The sequence below is a fragment of the Cryptosporangium phraense genome (assembly GCF_006912135.1).
In the GTDB taxonomy this organism is placed as follows: Bacteria; Actinomycetota; Actinomycetes; order Mycobacteriales; family Cryptosporangiaceae; genus Cryptosporangium; species Cryptosporangium phraense.
In genome coordinates, this window is sequence record NZ_VIRS01000015.1 from 96143 (window position 1) to 120679 (window position 24537).

Here is a 24537-nt window from a genome sequence, read left to right on the forward strand (position 1 = left end):
CAGCACCTGCTCAAACCGTTCCGGCACGTCATCGAATCGGTCAACCGCCCACCCGAACACTGATCGCCTACGACCACTGAAACCATCTAGGCCGTAGTGGACGCGCCCACGTGCGTAGCGAGCCACTCCAGCACCGGCACCGTCGCGCGCCACGTACCGGCGACGAAAGCGCGTCCCTCGTCGGCGCCGATTCCGCCGTCCACCGGCCGGCGACGGCCGAGCGTCACGCTCTTGCGGCGCAGCGCGTCGATCTGGGGGTGGTCGCGGGCGTAGCCGCGGGGCGCGGTCGCCAGCGTCTCGCCCCACTGTTCCAGCCCGCTCGCGGCGATCCGCTTCTCCAGGTCGGCGTCCACCGCGGCCCGATACCGTTCGAGCTGGTCGCGGGCCATCCGCCAGTACCCGCCCCCGGCGGTCAGGCCGTCGGCGGAGACGCCCAGGTAGAACCCCGTCGGGCTGAGCGACGACCCGGAGAGCACGCCGTACGTCTGGGTCTTGTACGGCGACTTGTCGGCCGCGAACCGCACGTCCCGGTGCTGCCGGAACACCTTCGTCTCGCCGCCGAACTCGTCCCGCAGGTCGTCGAGCAACGCGGTCAGCTGACCCCGGACCGCCGACTCGTAGTACGCCCGGTGGGCGGTGAAGTACTCCCGGCTGTTGTCGTTCTCCAGCCCGACGAACCAGCCGGCGACCCCCGCGTCGAACCCCTCGAACCGCGCCATGGGCCTATCGTGCCGCCAGCCCGACGTAGAAGTCGAGGGCGAACGCGCTGCTGAGGTACGCGGCTAAGTCGTAGACCACCGGGGTATGCACGGTGCAACCAATTCAGGAGGTAGCCGTGCCCGCACCACAGCCGGGGCCCACCGTCTTCACCCTGTTCGGCGCCACCGGTGACCTCGCCAAGCGCATGGTGCTGCCGGCGTTCTACACGCTCGCGATCGAGGGCCTGCTCCCGAAGGACTGGATCCTCGTCGGCAACGGCCGGGGCGACGTCTCGCACGAGAACTTCACCCAGCACGTCCACGACGTCCTGACCGAGTTCGGGCCGAAACCGTCCCAGGGGCCGTGGAAGGAATTCTCGAAGCGCTTGCGCTTCGCCGGCGGAGGGTTCGACTCCGACAACCCGGGCAGCCTGCTCGACGTCCTCGACGAGGCCCGGTCCGACGTCGGGGCCGACGCCCAGCTCGTGCACTACCTGGCGGTGCCGCCGGTCGCGTTCGAGGGCCTCACCAAGGGCCTCGGCGCGCATGGGCTCGCGGCCGGCTCGCGGGTCGTCTACGAGAAGCCGTTCGGCACCTCGACCGAGGGTTACCGGAAGCTCAACCGGGCCGTCCACGCGGTGCTGGACGAGTCGCAGGTCTACCGGATCGACCACTTCCTGGGGAAGGAAGCCACCCAGGACCTGCACGTCCTGCGGTTCGCGAACGAGCTGTTCGCCTCGGTCTGGGACCGCCACCACATCGAGAGCGTCCAGATCGACGTGCCCGAGACGCTCGGCATCGACGACCGGGCCGAGTTCTACGACGCCACCGGCGCCGTCCTCGACATGCTGGTCACCCACCTGTTCCAGGTGGCGGCCGAGGTCGCGATGGAGCCGCCGCGGAGCCTGACCGCCGACGATCTGCAGTCTGCCCGCGAGAAGGTGATCCGGGCGTTCCGGCCGCTGGACCCGTCCGAGGTCGTCCTCGGCCAGTTCACCGGCTTCAAGAGCGTCAAGGGCGTCCGCCGCGGGTCGACGACCGACACGTTCGTGGCGGCCCGCCTGTGGATCGACAACCCCCGCTGGCGCGGGGTCCCGTTCTATTTGCGGACGGGTAAACGCCTGGCCGTCTCCGAGCAGCGCGTCACGCTGGTGCTGAAGACGCCGACGGCGCCGTTCGCCGACCTCGCGCCGGGCGCCAACACGCTGTCGTTCTCGCTGTCCGGGGCCGGGGAGATCGACCTGTCGCTGCTCGCCAAGCGGCCGGGCGTCGACCTCGACCCCGAGCAGGCGACCGTGCGGCTGCCGCTGTCCGAGTTGCCGGACGCCGATCCGCTGCCGCCGTACGTCCGCCTGATCCACGACGTGCTGGTCGGTGACCGGTCGCTGTTCACTCGTCCGGACGGGTTGTCGGCGAGCTGGAAGGCGGTCCAGCCGCTGCTGGACGCGCCGCCGGCGCCGGCCCGGTACGCCCAGGGTTCGTGGGGCCCGTCCGCCGCCGCAAAGCTCGTCGCCCCGGGCCGGTGGGTGGTCGGTCAGTAGGCGTCGTCCGCCCGACCGTGCACAGGGGAGCGGGCTGCACGTCGGGGCCGGTCGGCCAGCAGATCGATCAGGACGTCACGTTCGTCGGTTTTCGCGCCGGCCAGCGCCCCGGTGACGGGGAGCGCGGCCGGCGTGGTCACCAGGTGCAGTCGCAGGTCCCAGAACCAGCGGGAATGTGAGGCGCAGTAGCCGTATGCGGCGTGACCGGCCAACTCGGAGCGTCGGCCGGTCTCGCGGGAGGCGCCGCAGCTGACCGGGGTTGTAGCCGGGCTGCTTCTTCCTCGGGGTCAACGTCACCCAGTGACGCGGTCATCTCCGTGCCTCACTGCCGAGCCACGCTCGGCCATCAGACCAGAACACCGTTAGCTACCCAGTCCCCGGTTCCGAAGTTGGTCAGTGGTCGTAGGCGGTCAGGCCAGATCGCGGCGGTCAGCGCGAGAAGGCGTTGGGCGATGCGGACGGACGCGCTCGTGCGGGGCTGAGATCAGCGGTCGTCGCCCGGCTCCTTCTCGGCTTTGACCTGGACTCGGGTCGCCGTCCGGACGCCGTCGGTCTGGGTGCCGGTGACCGTCACGCGTGCGCCGGCCGGCAGGGCGTCCACCGTGGTGGTCTTGTCGTTGAGCGTGATCCGCGCGGTCGCCGCGACCGAGACGGTCACCGTCGTGCCGCGGGGCGCGGTTCCGCCCTTGACCGAGAGTGTGAGCGTCGACGCGGTGGTGCCGGTCAGTGTTCCGGTGAGCGCGAACGAGGTGGTCCGGGCCGGTTTGGTCCGCTCGGCCGGGACGGGCTTCCGGCCGTGGCCGTTCGGGGAGTCGGCCAGCGCGGGTGCGCCGATCGAGCCGGCGATGATCGAACCGGCGACCAGCGGAAGGACGACGAGGGCCAGGCGACGCATGAGTGCTCCTCACGACGGTGGGTGATGCATCCACCGTGCCCGGCGACCGGGTGCACCCGGAGGGGCGGCCGGGTGCGGCCCGGGTGCGGATCTCAGGTGAGCCGGAAGACCGGGAAGCCCGGGGTGATGGCCCGGACCTGGTCGTCGGTCGAGTTCTTGTCGATGCCCTCGAAGAACTGGCCGACCTCCCAGCTCCACTTGCGCAGGTACTCGCGCAGCACCGGGAGCTTGACGTCGTCGGGCAGCTCAGCGGCCCGGAAGGCCTCGACGCGGCGGCCGACCTGGAGTTCGCCCTCGTGCGAGACGCGGAGATTGCGCACCCACTGCGTCGTGCCGCGGGGCGAGATGAGGTAGCGCTCGCCGTCGAGCGTCAGCAGGTTCACCGCGGTCTCGCGCCACTCGCCGCTCTTGCGGCCGCGGACCCGCAGCACGCGCGATCCGGCCACGCTCACGCCGAGCCGGGTGAGGCTGCGAACCGAGCGGTTGAAGACGTGGTGGGTGAACCAGCCGGGCTGGAGGTACCGGGTCGTCTGCTGGGCGTTCATCGCGTTCCCCTCTCGATCCGAGAGCACCGCTCTCTGTTGAGATCAACAGTCGCACTCTTGCCCTCGGCCGTCAAGAGCACTGCTCTCGGAAAGTTGCGGCGCTCTCGACACGTCGGCATAGTGGGTGGCATGAGCGCACCTCGGACGGCCCGGGCCCGGGCCCGGGCGGAGCTGACCCACGAGATCAAGGACGCGGCCGGACGGCAGCTGACCGAGGTCGGAGCGGCCGCGCTGTCGTTGCGCGCGGTGGCGCGCGAACTCGGGATGGCCTCGTCCGCGGTCTACCGGTACTTCGCCAGTCGCGACGAGCTACTGACCGCGCTGATCATCGACGCCTACGACGCGGTCGGAGCGGCCGCGGAGGACGCGGAAGCGGCCGTGCCGCGCGGGGACCATCTCGGCCGGTGGCTGGCCGCGATGGAGGCCGCCCGGGCCTGGGCGCTCGCCCACCCCCAGCAGTACGCGCTGATCTTCGGCAGCCCGGTGCCCGGCTACCGGGCGCCGCAGACGACCGCCGACCCGGCGTCCCGGATCCCGCTGCTGTGCCTGCGCATCCTGGGCGACGCGGACGCGGCCGGTGCGCTGCGGCCCAGGCCCGAGTCGGTGCTGCCGGCCGCGGTGAGGTCGGACCTCGAGGCGCTGAGCGCTCTCGTCGCGTCCGGCCTGGGTGAGGAACTGCTCGCCCGGACGATCATGGCCTGGACGCAGCTGATCGGCAGCATCAGCTTCGAGCTGTTCGGCCACCTGAACAACGTGATCCGCGACTACGACGCGTACTTCACGTTCCAGATGCGGAACGTCGCTCACGACCTCGGGCTGTAGGGCCCGCCGTCCATCGGGGTCGGGACCGGCCGGGGCCGGCCGTCGGGGCCGACCGCCCAGGCCTGCGTGGGGAGATCGGGCCACGGGACGCTGGGGAACGCGACCGTCGCCGAGAAGCTCGACTCGACGGCCGCCAGCACCCGACGCCCGACGGATCGCCAGTGCACCATCCGCCCACGGTACCGCTAATCCCTATTTGACGAGTAGGAAATGGGAAACCGGCGTCAGGACGAGCGGGCGGCGATCAGCGCCAGGTTCGCCCACCCGCGCAGGCCGAGCAGCGCCAGCGCGAGCGCGCCCCCGGCCCAGCCCCAGTCCCAGGCCGTGGGAGCGAACCGGGCCACCTCACCGGTCCATCCCTGGCGGACGTCGTCGGTGACCACATAGGTGAACTGGTCGCCCGGGTCACGCCGGCTCGTTCCGTAGACCGGGCCCGCGTCGGTCGAGCAGACCCGCTCCTCCCGGCCACCCCACTGCGACTCGCGGTGGCACTCCGCGACCGTGCCGCGGTGGTGCGGCTCGGTGAACCAGTCGAACGTCCACCACGACGCCAGCACGAACCACACCGTCGCGGCCAGTACGACGAGGCCCCACAGGATCGCCTCGGTCCGGGTCTCGAGCGTGCGCACGGGCGCGAGTCTAGGGCTCGGTCAGCCGCTCGATGGCCAATTCGCGGACCCGGAACCGCTGGAGCTTCCCGGTCGCGGTCACCGGCATCGCGTCGAAGAGCAACACGTGACGTGGCCGCTTGAACGAGGCCAGCCCTTCCCGGCAGAACCGCACCAGGTCGTCGCTCGTGCACTCGGATCCCGGAGCCAGCACCACGCAGGCGACCGGTTTGTCCAGCCCAGCGGCGTCCGGAACCGACACGACGGCCACCTGGACGACGTCGGGATGGGCCCGGAGGCGTTCTTCGACCTCGGTCGGAGACACCCAGATGCCCCCGGCCTTGATGATGTCGTCGGTCCGGCCGAGGGAGGTGTAGTAACCGTCCGCGGAGCGGACGTACGTGTCGCCGGTGCGCACCCACGGACCCTGGAAGACGCGGCGGGTCACCTCGGTGCGCGACCAGTAGCCGGTCGCGGCGGACGAGCCACCCACGTACAGGTGGCCGGGCGTTCCGTCCGGCACCGGGATCCCGTCGTCGTCGACGATCTTGGCCTGGTACCCGGCGACGATCTCGCCGGTCGTGCCGGCCCGGGTCCGGCCCGGACGCCCGCTGATGAAGATGTGCAGCATCTCGGTCGAGCCGATCCCGTCGAGCATCTCGACGCCGAACGTCGAGCAGAACCGGTCGAACAGCGGCGCCGGGAACGCCTCCCCCGCCGACACGCACTCCCGCACCGACGCGAACGCGTCGCGCGGGAGCCCGGCCGCGAGCAGCGCCGCGTAGTACGTCGGCCCGGCGAAGAAGAGCGTCGGGGAGAACTCCTGCAGGACGCGCAGCGTCCCCTTGGGGGAGGGACGGGAGCGGTCGAGCACGACGGACGCCCCGACCGAGAACGGGAACGTCATCGAGTTGCCGAGCCCGTAGGCGAAGAAGAACTTCGCGACCGAGAAGCAGACGTCGTCGGGGCGGATCGCCAGGACGTCCTGCGCGTAGGTCTCGGCCGTGTCGCGCAGCGACCCGTGCCGGTGCATCGCCGCCTTCGGCGTCCCGGTGGTCCCCGAGGTGTAGAGCCAGAACGCGGGTGACTCCGCCGTCGTCGGGTACGGGTCGGCCGGGGTGCCGGTCGCGACGAACGACTCCCACGGCCAGACCGGCACCCCGCGGACGCGGGGCAGCGCCTCGTCGGTGAGCACGACGACGTGCTGGAGCTCGGGCAGTCCTTCGAGGACGGGGGCCAGGTCCGCGAATTCCGACGACAGGACGACGACACGGGCGCGCGAGTCCTCGGCGAGCGTCCGCAGGTCCTTGGCCAGCACCATCGTGCTGACCGGCACCGGAACGGCGCCGAGCCACAGGCCGGCCAGGAACGCGGTCACCAGTTCGGGGCCGTCACCCAGGCAGAGCAGGACGCGTTCTTCCGGCCGGACCCCGGCGCGCCGCAGAGCGCCGGCGAACGCCCGCACCGAGGCGAGCAACTCGCCGTAGGTGACCTCGCGGACCGAACCGTCGAGATCGATCGCGGTGATCGCGCGTCTCTCCGGCGCGTGGCGGCCGACGAGCCATTCGGAAGCGTTGAAGGTAGCCACGGTGCTCCTCCGGGGTCAGAAACGCACGGTCAGCAACGCACGGTCAGAAACGGACGTAGTCGAATTCGACCGGGAGGTCGTTGATGCCGAACGGCGGCGGGGCGATCCAGCCGGCGAAATCGCCGGTGTCGTAGTGCGGAACCATCAGCTCGGCGACGCGTGCCCGGTCGTCGGCGGAGGGCAGGAAATCCTCGACCGATTCGACGAACATGCCGTCCGGCGCGATCGTGTGCCCGGAGAACGCGCCGACGCGCCGGTTGAAGCCCTCATGGGGGAGGTAGAGGCGGGCGTCGACGCCCGCCTTCTCGAGTTCGGTGTTCCAGCGTTTGACGCCGGTGGCGCAGTCGGCCGCGTATTCGTTGCGGAGGTCGAGGTTGAGGGCGGTGAGTAGCGGGACGGTCCTGGTCCCCAGCCGGCCTTCGTCGACGACCGGGACCTCGGTCGTCAGGCCGGAGAGGACGTGGTCGTCCTTACGGCGGGTCTCCATCCAGCGGCCCTTGAGGCCGCCGGTGAAGTAAGCCGCCGCGTTCGACGAGGTTTCGGCGCCGAACAGGTCCAGCGAGACCGCGTACTGGAAGTTCAGGTATTTCTGGATGACGCCGAGCGGGATACCGCCGTACTCCCAGATGTCGTCGGTGTCGTGCTGTTTCATCAGCTCGGCGGTGCGCTGCACGGTCCGCTGGACGCCGGTCGTGCCGACGAACATGTGGTGGGCTTCTTCTTTGAGCATGAATTGGCAGGTACGCGAGAGCGGGTCGAACGCGCTCTCTTTCAGCGTGCCGAGCTGATACTTGCCGTCGCGGTCGGTGAAATACGTGAACATGAAGAACGACAGCCAGTCGGTCGTCTCCTCGTTGAACGCGCCGAGAATGCGGGGCGAGTCGTAGTCGCCGGAATTGCGCCTGAGTAATTCCTCGGCCTCTTCCCGGCCGTCGCGGCCGAAGTAGGCGTGCAGCAGGTAGACCATCGCCCAGAGATGGCGTCCTTCTTCGACGTTGACCTGGAAGAGGTTGCGCATGTCGTAGAGCGAGGGGGCGGTGCGGCCCAGGTGGCGCTGTTGCTCCACGGACGCCGGTTCGGTGTCGCCCTGGATCACGATGAGCCGGCGCAGGTCGGCGCGGTACTCGCCGGGGACTTCCTGCCAGGCCTTCTCGCCCTTGTGGGCGCCGAACGCGATCTGCCGGTCGGGGTCCTGCTCGGCCAGGAAGATGCCCCAGCGGTACTGCTCCATCGGGACCCGGTCGAAGTGCGCCCAGCCGTCGCGCCCGACCGCGATCGCGGTGCGGAGGTAGACGTCCTGGGTCGGGATCGACGGGCCGAGCGTCGTCCACCAGTCGAGGAACTTCGGTTGCCAGCTCTCGAGCGCGCGCTGGAGCCGGCGGTCCTGGGCGAGGTTGACGTTGTTGGGGATCCGCTCGGAGTAGTCGATACGCGAGAGCGGGCCGGTGGGCGCGGGAGCGTCGGCGATCTCTGACATGGTTTCAGGCTCGATTCCGGTCGTAATCTGCGCGTTGGCCGGTGCCGTAGCGGCGGAGGGCGCCCTCCGGGCCGGCCGCGTTCGGCCGCTGGAAGATCCAGTTCTGCCAGGCGCTCAGCCGCCCGAAGACCTTCGTCTCCAGCGTCTCCGCCCCGGCGAAGCGCAGGTTGGCTTCGAGGCCGGTGAGCGCGTCAGGCGAGAAGCTGGCCCGCTCCTCGATGGCCAGGCGCAGCTCGTCGTCCCAATCGAGGTCGTCGGGCGCGGTGGTGACCAGCCCGAGCGCGTCGGCGTCCGCGGCCAGTAGGTCCTCGTGCAGATGCTTCTCGACCGCGGCCTGGTCGCCGCCGAAACGGGTGTGCAGGCGGGACACGCCGTTGCCCATCGGCAGGAGCCCGAGATTGAACGCGTCCAGCCGCAGAGTCGCCGGCGGCAGCGGGTTCTCGTCGTCCTCGAACTGGCCGGTGAGCATGAACTGCCGGTCGGCCGCGAACGCGATCTCGGCCAGCGAGCCGGCGAAGCAGCTGCCCGGCTCGATCAGCGCGAAGAGCGTGCGTGAGGTCGTGTCGAGGCGCTTGAGCGTCCGCCGGTAGAAGCCGATCGTCTCGTCGACCAGCCAGTCGTCGGCGTGGGCGAGGAGGAAGTCGTCGTAGGCAGTGACCAGGGCCGGGTCGCCCTCGGTGCGCAGCAGCCAGGTGCCGAGGGTGGGTTCGTTGGTGCGGAGGCGGAGGATCGCGTCGTCGAGCTCGCGGGTGGTGGCGAGGAGCCAGGCGCGGTCGCCTTCCGCGTGCAGGTCGGTGGGGGGTTCGGTCGGTCCGGTGACGGTGAGGGTCGCGGTCCCCGCGCCCCGGTCGAGGTCCACCCGCACGTGCGGATACCGGATCCCCCCGTCGGTGCTCTCCCGCCGTAACGGACCGAGTTCGACGCCCGGCTCTTCCACACCGTAGGAGTGCTGCTCGGTGCCGGCCCCAACCGCCGCCCCACCGCGCGCAGTGGCCGCGGCCGAGCCGCGGCGCGTCGGGCGGGCGGCGGCTTCGGCGGCCCGGCGGGCCACCTCGGCTTCGAAGTCACGAGCCTTCGCCACCGCATCGACCAGCCCCCACTGAACAGCCCGGGCCCCCCGCACCCCCTCGGCGGTCGTCGCGAACACGTCGGCGCGGTCGCGCCGGACCCCGCGCTTGTCCACTACCCGGGTCAGCCCACCGGTACCGGGCAGAACCCCGAGCAGCGGCACCTCCGGCAGCGAGACGGCCGACGAGTTGTCGTCGACGAGCACGATCTGGTCGCAGGCCAGCGCGAGCTCGTACCCGCCCCCGGCCGCCGACCCGTTCAGCGCGGCGATGAACGTCAGCCCCGAGTGCGCCGACGAGTCCTCCATCCCGTTGCGCGTCTCGTTCGTGAACTTGCAGAAGTTGACCTTCCAGCTGTGCGCCGACGCGGCGAGCATCTTGATGTTCGCGCCGGCGCAGAACATCCGCTCGAGCCCGCTCGTGACGACGACCACTCTCACCGCCGGATGCTCGAACCGTACCCGCTGCAACGCGTCGTGCAGCTCGATGTCCACACCCAGGTCGTAGCTGTTCATCTTCAGCTCGTAGCCCGGCACCAGCCCGCCGTTCTCGTCCACGGCGAGCGTCAACGTGGCGATCCGGCCCTCGACGGACAGCGTCCAGTGGCGATATTTCTCCGGGCCGGTATCGAAGTCGACCTCGATCACGCCGCCTCCCGCAGGTGCGCTCCGGTGAGCCTGTCCCCCATCGTGGACGTGCTACATAGATATCGCAAGGGCTACGCGGCTCTGTAGACCGTTAGGATGGCGCGGTGACCGCCCCGATCGTGACCCGTCGCCAGCAGCTGGGTGCCGCGAGCGCACCGAGCCTGCTGCTGACGATCCTCGGGGAGTTCGTCCTCCCGTCCGGCCGCGCGGTCTGGACCGCGGCCCTGCTCGACCTGATGGGCGAGATGGAGATCGCCGAGAAGGCGATCCGGCAGGCGATCATGCGCACCGCCGACAGCGGCTGGATCGCCGGCGCGCGGATCGGCCGCGAGACGCGGTGGTCGCTCACCCCGGCCGGGATCCGGCTGCTCCGCGAGGGCACCGAACGCATCTTCGGCTTCGCCACCGGCACCCCCGAGTGGGACCACCGATGGTTGCTCACCAGCGTCAACGCCCCGGAGAACCAGCGGGCCGTCCGTGCGAAACTGCGGACGCAGCTCGGGTGGGCCGGCCTCGGCGCGCTCAACGCCGTCACCTGGGTGACGCCCTGGGCCGACCGGGAGGCCGAGGTCCGGCAGGTGCTCGACGGTCTGGACCTCAGCAGGTCCAGCTGGTCGTTCGTCGCGGCGGCCGGGCAGATCGGCGACGAACGGTCGCTGACCCGCGCGGCCTGGGATCTCGATGAAATCGAGAACCGGTACGAGTCGTTCCTCGACCTCGTCGGCCGGCGGCGGCCGCGGACCGACCGGCAGGCGCTGCTGGCGCAGATCCGGCTGGTGCAGGAGTGGCGCCGCTTCCCGTTGCTCGACCCCGGTCTCCCCCGCGAGCTGCTGCCGCCACGGTGGAGCGGCCACCGGGCCGCGGAGGTCTTCCGGGAGCGGCATGCGGCCTGGGCCCCGCGAGCCCGAGCCGCCTGGACGGCGCTGACCGACCGAGGAGGACTCTGATGCTCGACGGCCATCGGCTGATCGATGCGCACGTGCACGTCCCCGTGCTCGGTTCCCTCAAACCGGCCTGGAGGGACTGGGCCCGGGACTTCGGCCGCCCCGGCGTCCTGGAGGAGATCTGGGACGCCGACGGGCGCCCGCGCCCGGCCGCGCTCGACCGCCTCTTCGCCGACGAGGGCGTCGACACCGCGCTGCTGTTCTGCGAGTACAGCCCCAAGGCGACGGGTTACCAGGAGTTCGACGACCTGCTGCCGATCGTCGACCACAATCCGGAACGGTTCCGGCCGGTCGCGAACGTCAACCCTCACCTGCACCACCCGATCGACCGGGAGCTGACCCGTCAGCTCGACCGGGGCGCGGCCGCCCTCAAGCTGCACCCGGTGCACGGCGGGTTCCGCGTCGACGACGCGGCGCTGTACCCGGCGTACGCGGTGCTGGTCGAGCGGCGGGTACCGCTGATCGTGCACTGCGGCACCAGCAGTTTCCCGGGCTCGACGAACGCGAACGCGGACCCGGTGTTCGTCGACACGGTGCTGCGCGATTTCCCGTCGCTGACCGTGGTGCTCGCGCACGGGGGGCGCGGCTGGTGGTACGACGCGGCGGCGTTCCTGGCGCTGTCGCGGCCGAACGTCTGGATCGAGCTGTCCGGCCTGCCGCCGAAGCGCCTGCCGGAGTACTACGCGCGGTTCGACCTGGGACGGTTGTCCCGGAAGTGGATCTACGGTACGGACTGGCCGGGGGTGCCCGGGCAGGCGGTCAACGCCCGGGCGATCGCCGCGCTGGTGCCCGAAGATGTCGTGCCGCTGGTACTGGCCGGCAACGCGGCCGGCGTGTACGCCGGTCTCTCGAGGGGTGACGAATGCTGACACAGATCGCGGACGGCGTGCTGGTGCACCGGAGCGAGTTCTGCCAGAGCAACGCGGTGGTCGTGCAGGGCCGGTCCGGTGTGTTGCTGATAGATGCCGGGGTGCAGGAGCACGAGCTGGCCTGCCTGGCCGAGGATCTGGCCGGGCAGGCCGTGGTGGCCGGCTTCTCGACGCACCCGCACTGGGATCACCTGCTGTGGCACCCCGCGTTCGGCGACGCGCCCCGGTACGGCACGGTCCGGTGCGCGGACACGGCCCGGGCGCGGCTGTCGGACGCGGGGGCCAGGGACCGGGTCCGCGGGATGATCCCCGCCGACATCGTCGATCAGGTGCCGCTGGAGCTGCTCGGCGGGATCTCCGGCCTGGCCGCGTCGGAGATCCCGTGGGACGGGCCGACGGTCCGGGTCGTCGAGCATCAGGCGCACGCGCCCGGTCACGCGTCGCTGGTGGTCGAAGACAGCGGGGTGCTCGTCGCCGGGGACCTGCTCTCCGACCTGCTGATCCCTCTGCTCGACCTGACCGGCGCGGCCGATCCGGCCGAGGATTACCTCGCCGCGCTGCGGCTGCTCGAGGGCCTCCCCGCCGACGTCGTCGTTCCCGGCCACGGCTCGGTGGCCCGCGGCGGCGAGATCGCGGCGCGCCTCGACCGCGACCGCGCCTACGTCCAAGCCCTTGCGGACGAGAAGCCGGTGGACGATCCCCGGGTCGCGTCTCTCGCGCCGGTGCACGAGCGGCAGGTCCGGGCGCTCACGGCGCCGCGCTGAGGACCGCGCCGGTGACCTGGCCGAGCGGCATCGTGGCGTCGACGAACGTGGCGCCGAGGGGGCGGTAGATCGCGTCCGAGAGGGCGTTGTCGCGGACGGCCGCGGCCAGCTCCTCGGGGTGCGCGCCGAACGCGTTGGTGGTCCGGTTCCGCAGGCGGTCGGTCAGCGTCCCGAGGTCGACGACGAGGCAGATGATGACGTCGAACAGGTCGCGGACCTCGGCCTCGTTCTCGACGGAGCCGCAGAGGAAGACGGTGGAGCCGGCCGCGCGCGCGGCGAGCACCTCGACCTGCGGGCGGGAGATCTCCCACCCGAAGCGGTCGAGCCACCCCGCGGGTGCGGGGTGGAATTACCGGTCACCCAGACCAGTGCCACGCCCCCCAGAGTCGCACAACGACTCCGACGGCGGCACGATCGGCTCGTGACCGACTACCCCCGCGTAGCATTCCGGACGGTCGATTACCACCAGTTGGTCCGACGGGCCTGCTTCGTCTGCGAGTTGCTGGCCGGCAGCCCCGCCTACCTTCATCACGTCGTTCACCGGGACGACCTGGCGGTCGTGTTCCTGAGCCGGTTTCCATCGCTGTGGGGCCACGTGCTCGTCGCGCCGGTCGCGCATCACGAGCACGTGATCGGCGACTTCGACCTCGATTCCTATCTCGCGCTCCAGCGACGAGTGCACGCGGTCGGGTCGGCGCTGACCGCGGCCGTTCGGTGCGAGCGGCTGTACGTGCTCAGCCTCGGTAGTCAGCAAGGCAATCGGCACGTCCACTGGCACCTCGTCCCGCTGCCGCCCGGGACGCCCTACGACGAGCAGCAGATCGCCGCGCTCGGCGCCGATCGCGGCTACCTCGACGTTCCCGACGGCGCGATGGCCGATCTGGCGAACGCGATCGCTCGCCGAATTGTGGTCAGGTGATCGCGTCGAGGCGGCGGCGGACGTCGGTGGCGGCGAGCGGGCCGCCGTGTCCGACGTGGATCGTCGTCGGGCCGTGCGCCAGCACCCGCTCCAGGCCGGCGCGATTGGCCGCTCGATCCTCGGTGAAGTAGTGCCGGAGCGGATGCCCGGGCCGGACGCGCCCGCCGGCGAAGCCTCCTCGGACCAGGTCGCTGACGATCGCGTCCCCGCCGTCATCGAGCAGGACGACGTAGGAGCCCGGCGTGTGTCCGCCGACCGGGACGAGCTCGCCGCCGACACCGAACTCGTCGAGCCGACGGGCGCCGTCGAGCTGGAGCTGCGGGGTGAACCCGGGAAAGTGCTGGCGGGTCATGTGGAGCTTGAGGGCGGCGCCGACGGGGCCGGTCGGGACCAGCGCGTCGTTGGTGCCGGCGAGCAGCGACGGGGCGTCGGCACGGCCGATCGCGACCGGAGCGCCGCCGGACGCGGCAGCGGCGACGGCGCCGGTGTGGTCGGTGTGGCCGTGCGTCAGCACGACGAGGGACAGGTCGTTCGGCGTGATGCCGTGGGTCCGCAGCCCGGCGACCAGCCGGTCGCCGTCGCCGGGCGAGCCGGCGTCGACGAGAACCGGCCGGTCACCGAGGACCAGGAACGCGTTGCTGATGCTGAGCGGCAGGGGAACGACGCGCGTGGACACGGGCGCCTATCCGAGGGGGTCGGGAACGGTCTCGGCGGTGGCCGCGGCCCGGAGCTTCTTGGTGTCCGGACCGCGGAGCGCCTGGCCGTGCCCGAAGCAGACGGTGTCGACGTCGAGCGCGGCGAAGCGGCGGAACGACGCGCGGGCCTCGGAGCGATCGTGATTGAACGGGCCGAGGATCACGTTGCCCTCGTACTCGGTGGCGATGTCGCCGGTGAACACCACGCCGTCCTGCTCGAAGAGCAGCGCGATGCTGCCGTCGGTGTGCCCGGGAGTCGAGATCACCTGGGCCTTCAGGGTGTCCAGCACCTCGTCGTCGGCGAGTTCGCGGTCCACCCGGCACGGCGGCGCGTCCGGGATCGAGCCGGCGATGTGGGCGTAGAGGCCCTCTTCGGCGTGCGTCAGCGCGGGGAGGGTGCCGGGGTGGTCGCCGCGGATGATCCCGGCGTCGGAGTGGTGCGCCCACACCTGGACGCCCGGCCAGGCGGCGAGTTCGGCCGCCGAGCCCGCGTGGTCGGGGTGCCAGTGCGTCAGCAGCACGTGGGTCAGCGCGTCCCGGTCGAGGCCCCAGTCGCGCAGGGCGGCGGCGAGCGCGTCGCCCTGACCGGCGATGCCGGTGTCGACCACGACCGCGCTGCGGCCCCGGCGTAAGAGGTAGGCCTGCCCTGGTCCGCTGTCGCGGACCATCCGCAGGTCGGGACGAAGATCGACGACGTTCAGGCTTATGCTCACACCTGTGACCTTACGGGCGTGAACTCTAGACGCGCAAGGGTCGGCGCCCGATCCAGGACAAAGTAAGCTCACGGCCGTGAGTACAGCGGCCAGCGAGTCCCGGCGACGCAATCCCCGCGGGGGCGGGCGGGCGCTGCGCGGCGAGATCGTGGCGGCGGCGCGGGCGATCCTCGTCGAGGAGGGCTACGAGAGCGCGGTGACGCTCCGGGGCGTCGCCCGGCGCGTCGGCATCGCGCCGCAGTCGATCTACCCGCATTTCGACGGTCCGGACGAGATCGTGCAGGCCGTCACCGTCGAGACGTTCGCCGAGTTGGGGCGCTTCATCGCGAGTGCGAAGGAAGGCATCGAGGCCCCGCGCGAGCGGCTCCTCGCCGGGTGTCGGGCCTACATGGCCTTCGGTCTGAACAACCCGAACCTGTACGGGCTGCTGTTCCGCCGGAACCGGCTGCTGCGCGGCGAGGAGCCCGGCCCGCCCGGGGCCGGCCGGCTCGACACCCGCGACCCGGACGCGGGGCCGTTCGCGTCCCTGATGGACGGTGTCCGCCAGTGCATCGCCGACGGGTCGTCGGGCGCGACCTCGGTGCTGTCGACGGCGGTGCAGCTGTGGATGGCGATGCACGGGCTCGTCGTGCTCCGGGGCGGCGGTTACCAGTTCCCCTGGCCCGACCTCACCGAGACCGAAGTCGAACTCATCACCTCGATCGCCAAACTGCACGACCCCCGGTGACGCCGAGCCGGCCCCGCGTCCTCGACTGACGGGGATCTACAGCTGGCCGTGCCTCGGCGGCACCGCGCCGGTCAGCACCCAGCGCCCCACGTGCTGCACCTTCCAGCGCGCCGGGTCGTGCAGCGTGTGCGTGCGCCCGTCCCGCCAGAAGCGGGACAGGTTCAGCGCCTCCGACGCCGACCGGGTGCCGCCCAGCTCGAACAGCGCCGACGCCACCTCCACGGCCGCCCGCCCGGCCGCCACCTTGGCGACCGCGGTCGCCACCGACGCCCGCGCGGCCGAGGCCTCGGAGAGCGACGGTCCGGCCTCGTCGATCGCCTCGGCCGCCGCGCGGACCAGGGCCTCCGCGCCCCGCACGACGATCTCCAACTCTCCCGCCTGCTGCACCAGCAGCGGATCCTCGACCGCGGTGCCCACCCCCGCCTCCCACCACGGGCGCGCGGTTCCGGCCTGGGTCACGGCCGCGGTCAGCGCCCCGCGGGCGATGCCCACGTCGAGAGCCGCGTGCAGCACCTGGGCCCGCGCTCCGTAGGTCGTCGGCCGGGCGAAGATCGGCGTGTAGGGCACGACCTGGTCCGCGTCCACGCGGACGTCGTCCAGGTGGACGCTTCCGCTGGCCGTCGTGCGCTGGCCCATCCCGTCCCAGTCGTCGGTGACGGTCACCCCAGGAGCGTCGGCCGGCAGGAAGGCGAGCGCCTTCGCGTCGCCGAGCACCGCCCGGACGACGAGCCAGTGCGCGAACAGCGCGCCGGTGCTGTAGAACTTCTCGCCCCGCAGCAGGTAGCCACCGTCGGGACATCGCGTCAGCGTCGTCGCGTCGTCCGCGGCCGTGCGCCCACCGCGCTCGGCCTGCGCGTTCGCGAAGCGCTCGCCGCGCAGAGCCGCGCCGAACCAGCGCTCCCGCTGGTCGACGGTCCCCTCCAGACGCAGCGCCTCGAGGAACACGAAGTGGCTGTGCGGGATCTGGGCCAGGCTCGCGTCGGCCGCCGCGAGCAGCCGGAACACCTCGGCCAGCGACACGATCGGCACCTCGGCGCCCCCGAAGCGGGCCGGCACCGAGATGCCGAGCAGGCCGGAGGCCGACAGCTCGGCCAGCTCGGTCGCCGGGAGCGTGCGGGTCCGGTCGCGGTCGGCGGCCTGCGACGCGAACGTCGCCGCGAGCTCGGTGGCGATCTCCTCGGCCTCGCGGCCGGAACGGACGACATGGGTCATGTGATCACCCTAGGCAAATCCCTACCTGTTTGGTAGACATACTAGGCCACCGACGCTTACGGTCGCTGCATCGTCGCGCGCCGTGTTCCTTCGACTCCCGCCCCCAGGAGTTCCTCATGCCCCACGATTCCCTTCTGTCCAGACGCCAGGTGTTCGCCGGCGCTGGTGGCCTCGGTCTTCTCGCCCTGCTCGCGGCCTGCGGCGTCGACGACGGCGCCCCGGACGCGGCGGCGAGCGGGCCCGCGAAACAGGGCGGCACGCTCCGGGCCGGGACGACCGCGCCACCGACCGCGGTCGAGCCGGTGACGATGTACGACGGGTCGTCGATCGCGCTCGTGCAGCTGGTCGCCGACTACCTGATCTGGCTGGACGACAAGTACCAGCTGGTCCCCCGGCTGGCCGAGAAGTGGACGGCCGAAGACGGCAACAAGCGCTGGACGTTCACGCTCCGGCCGGGCGTGACGTTCTCCGACGGCACCCCGCTGGACGCCACCGCGGTCAAGGCCAGCTTCGACCGGCTGCTCGACCCGAAGAACAAGTCGGCCGCGCTCTCGGCCTTCGGTGACGTGCTGAAGCCCGGCGGGGTCACGACCAAAGACCCGCAGACCGTCGTGTTCACGCTCGCCCGCGCGTTCTCCGACTTCCCGTACCTGGTCTCGGCCGGCAACTACAACGCGGTGATCCTCAAGGCCGACTACGCCGGCGACTTCACCAAGAACCCGATCGGCACCGGCCCGTTCCTGCTGACCGACTACAACCCGTCCACCGGCGCGACCTTCACCCGGAACCCCAAGTACTGGCAGCCGGGAAAGCCCTATCTGGACGGCGTGAACGTCCGCTTCTACGCGGACTCGCAGGCCGAGCAGCTCGCGCTGCAGAGTGGCGAGCTCGACGCGCTGATCCTGACCGAGGCGTCGGTGATCCAGGCCGCGGGCGACATCGCGCTCGACGAGGCCGCGTCCACCGGCATGACCGCGCTCACGCTCCGCGTCGACCGGGCGCCGTTCGACAAGAAGGAGGTCCGCCAGGCGGTCGCCTACGCGCTCGACCGGCCGAGCGTGAACGAGGCCGTCAACGACGGGATCGGTCAGCTGGGCAACGACCACCTGTACGCGCCGCTGTTCCCCTCCGCACCCAAGGACCTCGCGCAGCGGAAGAAGGACCCGGCCAAGGTCAAGGAGCTCCTCGCGGCCGCGGGTGTCCCGAATCTGAAGTTCGCGCTGACGTTCGACCCGCCCAACAAGGACTACGCGCTGGTCATCCAGGCCCAGCTCAAGGAGGTCGGGATCACCGTCGACCTCGACCAGCGCACGTCGGCCGCGTTCTACGGCGGCAATCAGGAGACCGACACGCCCTGGCTGTTCACGACGGCCAACCTCGTCGGCTGGGCCGGGCGCGCGGTGCCGAGCCAGTTCGTCAGCCCGATGGTGACCAGCACCGGCGTCTGGAACGGCTCGAAGTACCGCAACCCGGCGGTCGACCAAGCGCTGACCGCCTACGACGCGGCCACCGACGACGCCGAGCGGCAGAAGCAGGCGGCGATCATCGCCGACGCGCTGCACGAGGACGTGCCGGTCGTGCTGAGCCTCTGGAACGGAGCGGTGCGGGCTTACAACAAGCGCAAGTTCCGCGGTATCACCGCCCACCCGTCGTCCTACGTCGACTTCAGCGCGGTCTCCTCGGTATGAGACACCTGCTGCTGCGCCGCCTGGCCGCGATCCCGCTCACGCTGGTCGTGATCTCGGTGCTGGTGTTCCTGGCCACCGAGGTGCTGCCGGGTGACGTCGCCCGGCAGATCCTCGGCCGGGAGGCCAGCGACGCCACGGTCGCGGCGCTGCGTCAGGAGCTGGGCCTCGACCGGGCGCTGCCGGTGCGGTACTGGGACTGGCTGGTCAGCTTCGTCACCGGCGACTGGGGCACGTCGTACACGCTGAAGGTGCCGGTCCGGGACCTGGTGTTCGAGCGGCTCGGCGCGTCGCTCCTGCTGGCCGCGTTCGCGTTCGTGCTGCTCGTGCCGGTCGCGCTGACCTGGGGCGTGGTGTCGGGGCTGTACCACGACCGGCCGCTCGACCGGTTCCTGTCGGTCACCGGGCTGGCGCTCGCGGCGACCCCGGAGTTCGTCACCGGGGTCGTGCTGCTCGTCGTGTTCGCGGTGACGCTGCGGTGGTTCCCGGCCGGCGCCCAGGCTCCCCCGGGCGCGTCCCTCAGCCTACGGCTGGAGCACCTCGTGCTGCCCGCCGTGTCGCTGGTGCTGCTCTGCCTCGGGTACGTCGCCCGGCACGTACGGGCGAGCACGGTCGCGTCGGTGCGCAGCCCGTACGTGCGGGCGGCGGAGCTGCGCGGGGCGTCCCGGGTGGCGGTCGTGCGCCGGCACGTGCTGCGGAACTCGACGGTCCCGGCCACCAGCGCGCTCGGCGTCCAGGCGCAGTTCCTGCTCGGCGGGCTGGTGTCGGTCGAGCTGCTGTTCAACTACCCGGGGATCGGCGCGCTGCTGCTCAACGCCGCCCTCGACAAGGACCTGCCGACGCTCCAGGCCGCGGCGATGGTGCTCGGGTTGCTCTACCTGCTCATCTCGCTCGGCGTCGACGTCGCCTACCGGCTCCTGGACCCGCGGCTGCGGTTGGGGGTGGCGGCATGACGTCGGTGGTCGAGGCTCCGCCGAGCGCGCCGGTGGCGCCTCCGCCCGCCGTGGGTGGCTCGCGTCGCGCGCCGGTGGCCCTCGGCCTCGGGCTGCTCATCCTTCTCCTGTGGACGCTGGACGCGCTGCTGTGGCGGCACTGGGCGCCGTTCGACCCGCTGGCCCAGGATCCGGGCTCGAAGTTCGCGTCGCCCGGGGCCGAGCACCTGCTGGGCACCGACCAGTTCGGGCGGGACGTGTTCTCTCGGCTGCTCGCCGGGGCCGGGTCGGTGCTGGCCGTGGCGCCGCTGGCGACCGCGCTCGCGGTGCTGGCCGGCACCGTGATCGGGCTGGTCGCGGGGTCGTCGGGGCGGTGGGTCGACGAGGGCGTCATGCGGGTGCTCGACACGCTGACCGTGTTCCCGGCGATCGTCGCGAGCATCCTGTTCGTCGCGCTGCTGGGGTCGTCGACGGCGGTGCTGGTGCTGGTCATCGGGTTCTCGTTCGTGCCGATCGTGGCCCGGAGCGTGCGGGCGGCGACGCTGGTCGAGCGGGACAAGCCGTACGTCGAGGCGGCCCGGCTGCGCGGTGAGCCGGGGTGGTCGCTGCTGGTGCGCGAGATCCTGCCCAACGTCGCCGGAACCGTGCTGGTGGAGGCGACCTCGCGGCTCGGCGACGCGGTGTTCGCGGCCGCGACGCTGTCGTTCCTCGGGCTCGGCGCCGCGCCGGGGTCGCCGGACTGGGGCGCGTCGGTCGCCGACAACCGGGCCTGGCTGCAGATCGCCCCGTGGACCGTGCTGGCGCCCGCGCTGGCGATCGCGTCGCTGGTCGTCGGCGTCGCGTTGATCGCGGATTCGCTGCGGGCCCGGGTGGAGCGCTGATGAGCGTCGTCGTGAGCGGGCTGTCGGTGGCGTTCGGCTCGTCCGTCGTCGTCGACGACGTCAGCCTGAGCATTCCCACCGGGCGGACGCTCGGGATCGTCGGGGAGTCCGGGAGCGGGAAGACGACGCTGGTCCGGGCGCTGGGGCGGCACCTGCCGGACGGCGGGGTGGTGCGGGCCGGGAGCGTCGCCGTCGACGACGTGGACGTGCTGGGGCTGTCGCCGGGGGCGCTGCGGACGTGGCGGGCCACCGATCTCGCGTTCGTGCACCAGGAGGCCGGGGCGACGCTGGATCCGACGATGCGGGTCGGCACGCAGCTGCGCGAGGTGCTCGCGCTCCAGGGACGGCCCCAGGACCCGGTGGCGAGCCTGCTGGAGGCGGTCCGGCTGCCGGCCGACGCGGCGCGGAAGTATCCGTTCCAGTTGTCGGGTGGGCAGCAGCAGCGGGTGGTGATCGCGGCGGCGCTGGCCGCCCGGCCCCGCCTGCTCGTGCTGGACGAGCCGACGACCGGGCTCGACGCGTCGGTCGAGGCCGAGATCCTCGGGTTGCTGGACGACCTCCGGACCTCGCTCGACGCGACCGTCGTGCTGGTCAGCCACGATCTCGGGCTGGTCGGGCGGCGGTGCGACGAGGTCGCGGTGCTGTACGCGGGCCAGGTCGTGGAGCGCGGGGCGGCGGCGGACGTGCTGTCGGCGCCGTCGCACCCGTACACCGCCGCGCTGCTCGGGTCGGCGCCGACGCTCGGGGTGCCGCGGACCGTGCGGCGGCTCACCGCGATCGAGGGCCGGGCCTCGTCGCCCGGAGAAGGCTGCCGGTTCGCGGCCCGGTGCCCGTTCGCCGATGCGGTGTGCCGGTCGGCGGAGCCCCTGGAGCGGGTCGTCGACGGGGTCTCGGTGCGGTGTCATCACGTCGAGCGGATCCGGCCGGAGTTGCCGGCGCTGGCGTCTCCGCCGGTGCGGTTGTCTCCGCCGCCGGAGATCGACGGTGTGCGGCTGGAGGTCTCCGGGCTCACCCGGAAGTACGGGCGGCAGGTCGCGGTCGAGGACGTCAGCCTGGCGATCCGCCGGGGCGAGGTGTTCGGGCTGGTCGGTGAGTCGGGCAGCGGCAAGACGACGGTGGCGCGGGCCATCGCCGGGTTGCCGTCCGGCGTCGGGCCCGGGTCACTGCGGCTGGACGGCTCGCCGCTGGCGCCGTCGCTGGCCCGCCGCGGCGGCGCGCGGCGACGCGTCCAGATGGTCTTCCAGCAGCCCGACGCGACGCTGAACCCGGCGCAGCGGGTGCGCACGGTCCTGGCCCGGGCCCTGCGGACGCTCGGCGGACGCGGGAGCGTCGAGGAGCTGGCCGCGCGGACGCAGGTCGACCCGGGGCTGCTCCAGGCGCGGACGACCGCGCTGTCCGGCGGCCAGAAGCAGCGGATCGCGATCGCGCGGGCGTTCGCCGGTGAGCCGGACCTCGTCGTGTGTGACGAGCCGGTGTCGGCGCTGGACGTGAGCGTCCAGGCCGGGGTGCTGGAGCTGCTGGCCGCGCAGCGGGAGCGGTCGGGCACGTCGTACCTGTTCATCTCGCACGACCTGGCGGTCGTGAGTTACCTGGCCGACCGGGTGGCGGTGCTGTACCGGGGGCGGATCGTGGAATCGGGGACGACCGCAGAGGTGCTGGCCGGGCCGCATCACCCGTACACGCACGCGCTGGTGACCGCGGCCCGGGACCGCCCCACGACGCTGTCCGCCGGAACGGCCTCGGCCGGGGGGTGCCGGTTCGTGGCGCGGTGCGCGTTCGCGCACGACCGGTGCGCGGACGAGCCCGCGCTGCGCGAGATCACGCCCGGGCACGTCGTGCGGTGTCATCTCGCGTCGGGCGCGCTGCCCAGTGCGCCCCTCTCGGTTCGAACGGAGGAGCAATCGTGACCCGACCAGAGAACGAGTTCGACGGCGTCGCCGAGGCGGCCGCGGCCGCCGGCGTGCCGACGCCGACCGTGGTGCGCCGCTGGGTGAACATCAGCGTCGGCGGGCACCTCTCCGGCGTCGCCTGGGGCGACGGACCACCGGACGCGGTGCTGGTCGCGCCGCCCGGCGGTCAGGCCAGGGACCTCGACGGGGTCGCGCTGCGCCTGCAGCGGCCCGCGGTCGTGCTGGACCTGCCGGGAGCCGGGCGTTCCAGCGGCCCCGCCACGACCCCGCGGCGCGCGGGCCGGGCGGTCGCCGAGGCGATCGCGTCGTTCGCCCCGCGGGCCACCGTCTGGGCCGGGCTCGGCGAAGCCGCCACCACGGTCCTGGCCGCGGCGGCCAGGGCCGGCCGCCCGGTCGGCCTCCTCCTGCTCGTGGACCCGCTGCTCACCGACGAGATCCGGCCGCTGCTGGAGTCCGCCGCCGGCCCGGTCGCCATTGCCCGGACGACACCCGACGTCTCGGCCGGCTGGATCCCGGCCGTGCCGGTCACCGACCTGGACGGATCTCCCGGCGCGCTCGCCGAGCATCTCCGCCGCTCACTCACCGTCCCCACCGCCTGAAGGAGCTCACTGTGCCCACCGAGATCGCGCCCATCGACCTCGCGCTCGCCGAATCGGGCGACCCGGCCACCCTCGCCGCCCTGCGCACCGCGGGCGAGAACCTCGGCATCATCCAGATCGTCAACCACGGCGTCCCACAGGCCACGATCGACGACTTCCACGATCGCATCGGCGCGATCCTCGCGCTCCCCCGCGACCAGAAGATCCCGCTCGCCAGCCCGACCGGCCACCCCTACCGCGGCTGGCGCCAGTGGCCCGACGACTTCGGGCGCCTCGAGCTCGAACGCTTCACGATCGGCGAGTTCGACTCGGTCGACGAAGCCGTGGCGGCCGGCCTGGACCCCCGGTACGCGGCCGACTTCGCCCACCCGAACGTCTGGCCGTCGCCGGACCTGCGCGAAGCCGCCCGCGCCTACCACGAGGCCGCCCGGCTGGTCGCCCGCCGGGTGCTGGCCGTCTACGCCCGCGCTCTCGACGTCGACCCGGGCGTCTTCCCGACCGGCGACGGGCCCGACCACACGCAGTTCGTCGTCAACAACTATCCGACCTGGACCTACGACGACGGCGGCAGCACCGACCCGGCCGCGGGCGACGACGAGCGGAAGCTGCTGCTCCTGGAGCACGCCGACGGGTCCGTGCTCACGGTCCTGCACCAGCGCGGCGACTACGACGGTCTGCAGGGCCAGCGCGCCGACGGCAGCTGGGTACCGGTGCCGATCGTGCCCGGCGCCCTGCAGGTCTTCACCGGCTCGCTGCTCACCCGCTGGACGAACGGCCGCCTCCGGCCCGGCCGTCACCGGGTCGTCGCCGGCGGCACCGTGACCCGGCTGTCGAGCGGGGTGTTCTGGCACCCGCGCGTCGACACGGTGGTGGAGCCGCTGGCCCCGTTCGTCGGCGACGACGAGCCCGAGTTCGACCCGGTCCTGATCTGGGACACGGTCAAGGACCGGGTGGAGGAGTACCTGCGGGTGTTCGGCCGCCCCGACCAGATCGCCGCCTGGCGCGAGGGCCGCCCCTACGTCGCGGCGCTGGCCGACGCATGACGATCTCACGCCGGCACCCGGTGCCCGACGACGAGCTCACGTACGAGCCGTCCGAGCGCCGGGTGCGCGGCACGGTCGGGTCGACGACCGTGATCGACAGCGCGAATCCGATCCTGGTCTGGGACCCGGGTCACCCGGTGCCCCGGTACGTGTTCCCCCGCGAGGACGTGCGCACCGACCTGCTGGTGCCGGCCGCGGACGGCTACGACCTGGTGATCGACGGGCATCGCCGGGCCGGGATCGCGTCCGACGTGCCGGAGTTCGACGGGTACCTGGCGTTCGACTGGTTCCGGCGCACGGAGCCCGGGATCGAGCACTGGTACGAGGAGGACGAGGAGATCTTCGTCCACCCTCGCGACCCGTACAAACGCGTCGACGCGCTGCCCAGCTCCCGGCACGTCCAGGTCTCGATCGACGGGGTGCCGGTCGCGGACTCGCACCACCCGGTGCTCGTCTTCGAGACCCGGCTGCCGATCCGGTACTACCTCCCGCGCGCGGACGTGGACTTCTCCCGGCTGGACAAGTCGGAGCTGCGCACCGGGTGCCCGTACAAGGGCACGGCCGTGTACTGGTCGGTGCCGGGCGGGCCGGAGAACATCGCCTGGAGCTACCCCGACCCGGTGCGGGCGGTCACGCCGATCGCCGACCTGGTCGCGTTCTACAACGAGGAGGTGGACCTGGTCGTCGACGGCAAGCCGCTGGAGCGCCCTCTGACGGTCTTCAGCCGAGCCGCTCCGGAGTGATCCATTATGGTCG

General features: G+C 72.1%; 26 protein-coding genes and 1 pseudogene. 14 read left to right on the forward strand and 13 right to left on the reverse strand.

The features are described 5' to 3' along the window. Window positions 1–86: 86 nt before the first annotated feature. On the reverse strand, window positions 87–719 hold the full coding sequence (locus FL583_RS21330) for a DUF2461 domain-containing protein (RefSeq protein ID WP_142706472.1): 633 nt from the start codon (window positions 717–719) through the stop codon (window positions 87–89). 116 nt (window positions 720–835) lie between these two features. On the opposite strand from FL583_RS21330, the gene zwf reads away from it, so the two are divergent. Continuing rightward, window positions 836–2239 (forward strand): glucose-6-phosphate dehydrogenase, encoded by a 1404-nt coding sequence (gene zwf / locus FL583_RS21335; RefSeq protein WP_205752325.1) that lies wholly within the window; start codon window positions 836–838, stop codon window positions 2237–2239. Between the two features lie 62 nt (window positions 2240–2301). On the opposite strand, the pseudogene FL583_RS41805 reads toward zwf, so the two are convergent. From FL583_RS41805 to FL583_RS21350, 3 genes and pseudogenes are all read right to left on the reverse strand, one after another. Continuing rightward, window positions 2302–2502, reverse strand: a pseudogene (locus tag FL583_RS41805) (IS982 family transposase); the annotation flags it as partial. 221 nt (window positions 2503–2723) lie between these two features. Further along, a complete protein-coding gene (locus FL583_RS21345; RefSeq protein WP_142706473.1) occupies window positions 2724–3134 on the reverse strand; it encodes a hypothetical protein in 411 nt (136 codons plus the stop codon). A gap of 92 nt (window positions 3135–3226) precedes the next feature. Next, window positions 3227–3679, reverse strand: a complete 453-nt coding sequence (locus FL583_RS21350; protein ID WP_142706474.1) for a nitroreductase/quinone reductase family protein — start codon at window positions 3677–3679, stop codon at window positions 3227–3229. 129 nt (window positions 3680–3808) lie between these two features. Between FL583_RS21350 and FL583_RS21355 the strand changes: the two genes are divergently transcribed. Then, window positions 3809–4501 carry a TetR/AcrR family transcriptional regulator gene (locus FL583_RS21355; protein WP_142706475.1) on the forward strand — a complete coding sequence of 231 codons (693 nt, stop codon included), beginning with the start codon at window positions 3809–3811 and terminating at the stop codon, window positions 4499–4501. Here FL583_RS21355 and FL583_RS21360 read toward each other — a convergent pair. From FL583_RS21360 to boxC, 5 genes are read right to left on the reverse strand one after another with little or no spacing between them, the layout of a single operon-like run. Beyond that, complete coding sequence (locus FL583_RS21360) at window positions 4483–4671, reverse strand: hypothetical protein (RefSeq protein ID WP_142706476.1); 189 nt, start codon at window positions 4669–4671, stop codon at window positions 4483–4485. The genes FL583_RS21355 and FL583_RS21360 overlap by 19 nt on opposite strands. Window positions 4672–4725: 54 nt before the next feature. Beyond that, window positions 4726–5130: a hypothetical protein gene (locus FL583_RS21365; protein WP_142706477.1), complete on the reverse strand. Its 405-nt coding sequence runs from the start codon at window positions 5128–5130 to the stop codon at window positions 4726–4728. Between the two features lie 10 nt (window positions 5131–5140). Next, window positions 5141–6697: a benzoate-CoA ligase family protein gene (locus tag FL583_RS21370; protein ID WP_142706478.1), complete on the reverse strand. Its 1557-nt coding sequence runs from the start codon at window positions 6695–6697 to the stop codon at window positions 5141–5143. Between the two features lie 43 nt (window positions 6698–6740). Continuing rightward, on the reverse strand, window positions 6741–8174 hold the full coding sequence (gene boxB, locus FL583_RS21375; RefSeq protein WP_142706479.1) for a benzoyl-CoA 2,3-epoxidase subunit BoxB: 1434 nt from the start codon (window positions 8172–8174) through the stop codon (window positions 6741–6743). Between the two features lie 4 nt (window positions 8175–8178). Beyond that, window positions 8179–9888 (reverse strand): 2,3-epoxybenzoyl-CoA dihydrolase, encoded by a 1710-nt coding sequence (boxC, locus tag FL583_RS21380; RefSeq protein WP_142706480.1) that lies wholly within the window; start codon window positions 9886–9888, stop codon window positions 8179–8181. Between the two features lie 104 nt (window positions 9889–9992). Between boxC and FL583_RS21385 the strand changes: the two genes are divergently transcribed. The 3 genes from FL583_RS21385 to FL583_RS21395 are packed head-to-tail and all read left to right on the forward strand — an operon-like array spanning window position 9993 to window position 12465. Beyond that, window positions 9993–10835, forward strand: a complete 843-nt coding sequence (locus tag FL583_RS21385) for a PaaX family transcriptional regulator (RefSeq protein WP_142706481.1) — start codon at window positions 9993–9995, stop codon at window positions 10833–10835. Further along, window positions 10835–11701: an amidohydrolase family protein gene (locus FL583_RS21390; RefSeq protein WP_142706482.1), complete on the forward strand. Its 867-nt coding sequence runs from the start codon at window positions 10835–10837 to the stop codon at window positions 11699–11701. The genes FL583_RS21385 and FL583_RS21390 overlap by 1 nt, the downstream gene beginning before the upstream one ends. Continuing rightward, on the forward strand, window positions 11695–12465 hold the full coding sequence (locus FL583_RS21395; protein ID WP_142706483.1) for an MBL fold metallo-hydrolase: 771 nt from the start codon (window positions 11695–11697) through the stop codon (window positions 12463–12465). Before FL583_RS21390 ends, FL583_RS21395 begins: the two co-directional genes overlap by 7 nt. Here the strand turns inward: FL583_RS21395 and FL583_RS21400 are convergent. Continuing rightward, window positions 12449–12748 carry a hypothetical protein gene (locus tag FL583_RS21400; RefSeq protein WP_142706484.1) on the reverse strand — a complete coding sequence of 100 codons (300 nt, stop codon included), beginning with the start codon at window positions 12746–12748 and terminating at the stop codon, window positions 12449–12451. The genes FL583_RS21395 and FL583_RS21400 overlap by 17 nt on opposite strands. A gap of 138 nt (window positions 12749–12886) precedes the next feature. Between FL583_RS21400 and FL583_RS21405 the strand changes: the two genes are divergently transcribed. Further along, window positions 12887–13384, forward strand: coding sequence for an HIT family protein (locus tag FL583_RS21405; protein ID WP_205752327.1), 498 nt, complete (start codon window positions 12887–12889; stop codon window positions 13382–13384). Here the strand turns inward: FL583_RS21405 and FL583_RS21410 are convergent. Together FL583_RS21410 and FL583_RS21415 are read right to left on the reverse strand one after the other, a co-directional pair. After that, window positions 13377–14060 carry an MBL fold metallo-hydrolase gene (locus FL583_RS21410; RefSeq protein WP_142706485.1) on the reverse strand — a complete coding sequence of 228 codons (684 nt, stop codon included), beginning with the start codon at window positions 14058–14060 and terminating at the stop codon, window positions 13377–13379. The genes FL583_RS21405 and FL583_RS21410 overlap by 8 nt on opposite strands. A 6-nt stretch (window positions 14061–14066) precedes the next feature. After that, the gene (locus FL583_RS21415; RefSeq protein ID WP_205752328.1) at window positions 14067–14792 is read right to left on the reverse strand and encodes an MBL fold metallo-hydrolase; all 726 of its coding nucleotides are present in this window, start codon (window positions 14790–14792) and stop codon (window positions 14067–14069) included. Window positions 14793–14868: 76 nt separating this feature from the next. Here FL583_RS21415 and FL583_RS21420 point away from each other — a divergent pair, with 76 nt between their 5' ends. Continuing rightward, window positions 14869–15519 (forward strand): TetR/AcrR family transcriptional regulator, encoded by a 651-nt coding sequence (locus FL583_RS21420; protein ID WP_142706486.1) that lies wholly within the window; start codon window positions 14869–14871, stop codon window positions 15517–15519. A 36-nt stretch (window positions 15520–15555) separates the two neighbouring features. Here the strand turns inward: FL583_RS21420 and FL583_RS21425 are convergent, their stop codons facing one another. Continuing rightward, window positions 15556–16731: an SfnB family sulfur acquisition oxidoreductase gene (locus tag FL583_RS21425; RefSeq protein ID WP_142706487.1), complete on the reverse strand. Its 1176-nt coding sequence runs from the start codon at window positions 16729–16731 to the stop codon at window positions 15556–15558. A 116-nt stretch (window positions 16732–16847) separates the two neighbouring features. On the opposite strand from FL583_RS21425, the gene FL583_RS21430 reads away from it, so the two are divergent. Genes FL583_RS21430 through FL583_RS21460 form a run of 7 tightly spaced genes read left to right on the forward strand, consistent with a single transcriptional unit; the run spans window position 16848 to window position 24524 of the window. Beyond that, window positions 16848–18419 (forward strand): ABC transporter substrate-binding protein, encoded by a 1572-nt coding sequence (locus tag FL583_RS21430; protein WP_142706488.1) that lies wholly within the window; start codon window positions 16848–16850, stop codon window positions 18417–18419. Beyond that, entirely contained in the window at window positions 18416–19369 is a 954-nt protein-coding gene (locus FL583_RS21435) for an ABC transporter permease (RefSeq protein ID WP_142706489.1), read from the forward strand. Before FL583_RS21430 ends, FL583_RS21435 begins: the two co-directional genes overlap by 4 nt. After that, window positions 19366–20229: an ABC transporter permease gene (locus tag FL583_RS21440; protein ID WP_142706490.1), complete on the forward strand. Its 864-nt coding sequence runs from the start codon at window positions 19366–19368 to the stop codon at window positions 20227–20229. Before FL583_RS21435 ends, FL583_RS21440 begins: the two co-directional genes overlap by 4 nt. Beyond that, window positions 20229–22136, forward strand: coding sequence for an ABC transporter ATP-binding protein (locus tag FL583_RS21445; RefSeq protein WP_142706491.1), 1908 nt, complete (start codon window positions 20229–20231; stop codon window positions 22134–22136). The genes FL583_RS21440 and FL583_RS21445 overlap by 1 nt, the downstream gene beginning before the upstream one ends. Next, window positions 22133–22738: a hypothetical protein gene (locus tag FL583_RS21450; RefSeq protein ID WP_142706492.1), complete on the forward strand. Its 606-nt coding sequence runs from the start codon at window positions 22133–22135 to the stop codon at window positions 22736–22738. Before FL583_RS21445 ends, FL583_RS21450 begins: the two co-directional genes overlap by 4 nt. 11 nt (window positions 22739–22749) lie before the next feature. Continuing rightward, window positions 22750–23781: a 2OG-Fe(II) oxygenase family protein gene (locus FL583_RS21455; RefSeq protein WP_142706493.1), complete on the forward strand. Its 1032-nt coding sequence runs from the start codon at window positions 22750–22752 to the stop codon at window positions 23779–23781. Beyond that, window positions 23778–24524 carry a DUF427 domain-containing protein gene (locus FL583_RS21460; RefSeq protein ID WP_142706494.1) on the forward strand — a complete coding sequence of 249 codons (747 nt, stop codon included), beginning with the start codon at window positions 23778–23780 and terminating at the stop codon, window positions 24522–24524. The genes FL583_RS21455 and FL583_RS21460 overlap by 4 nt, the downstream gene beginning before the upstream one ends. The last annotated feature ends 13 nt before the right edge of the window (window positions 24525–24537 follow it).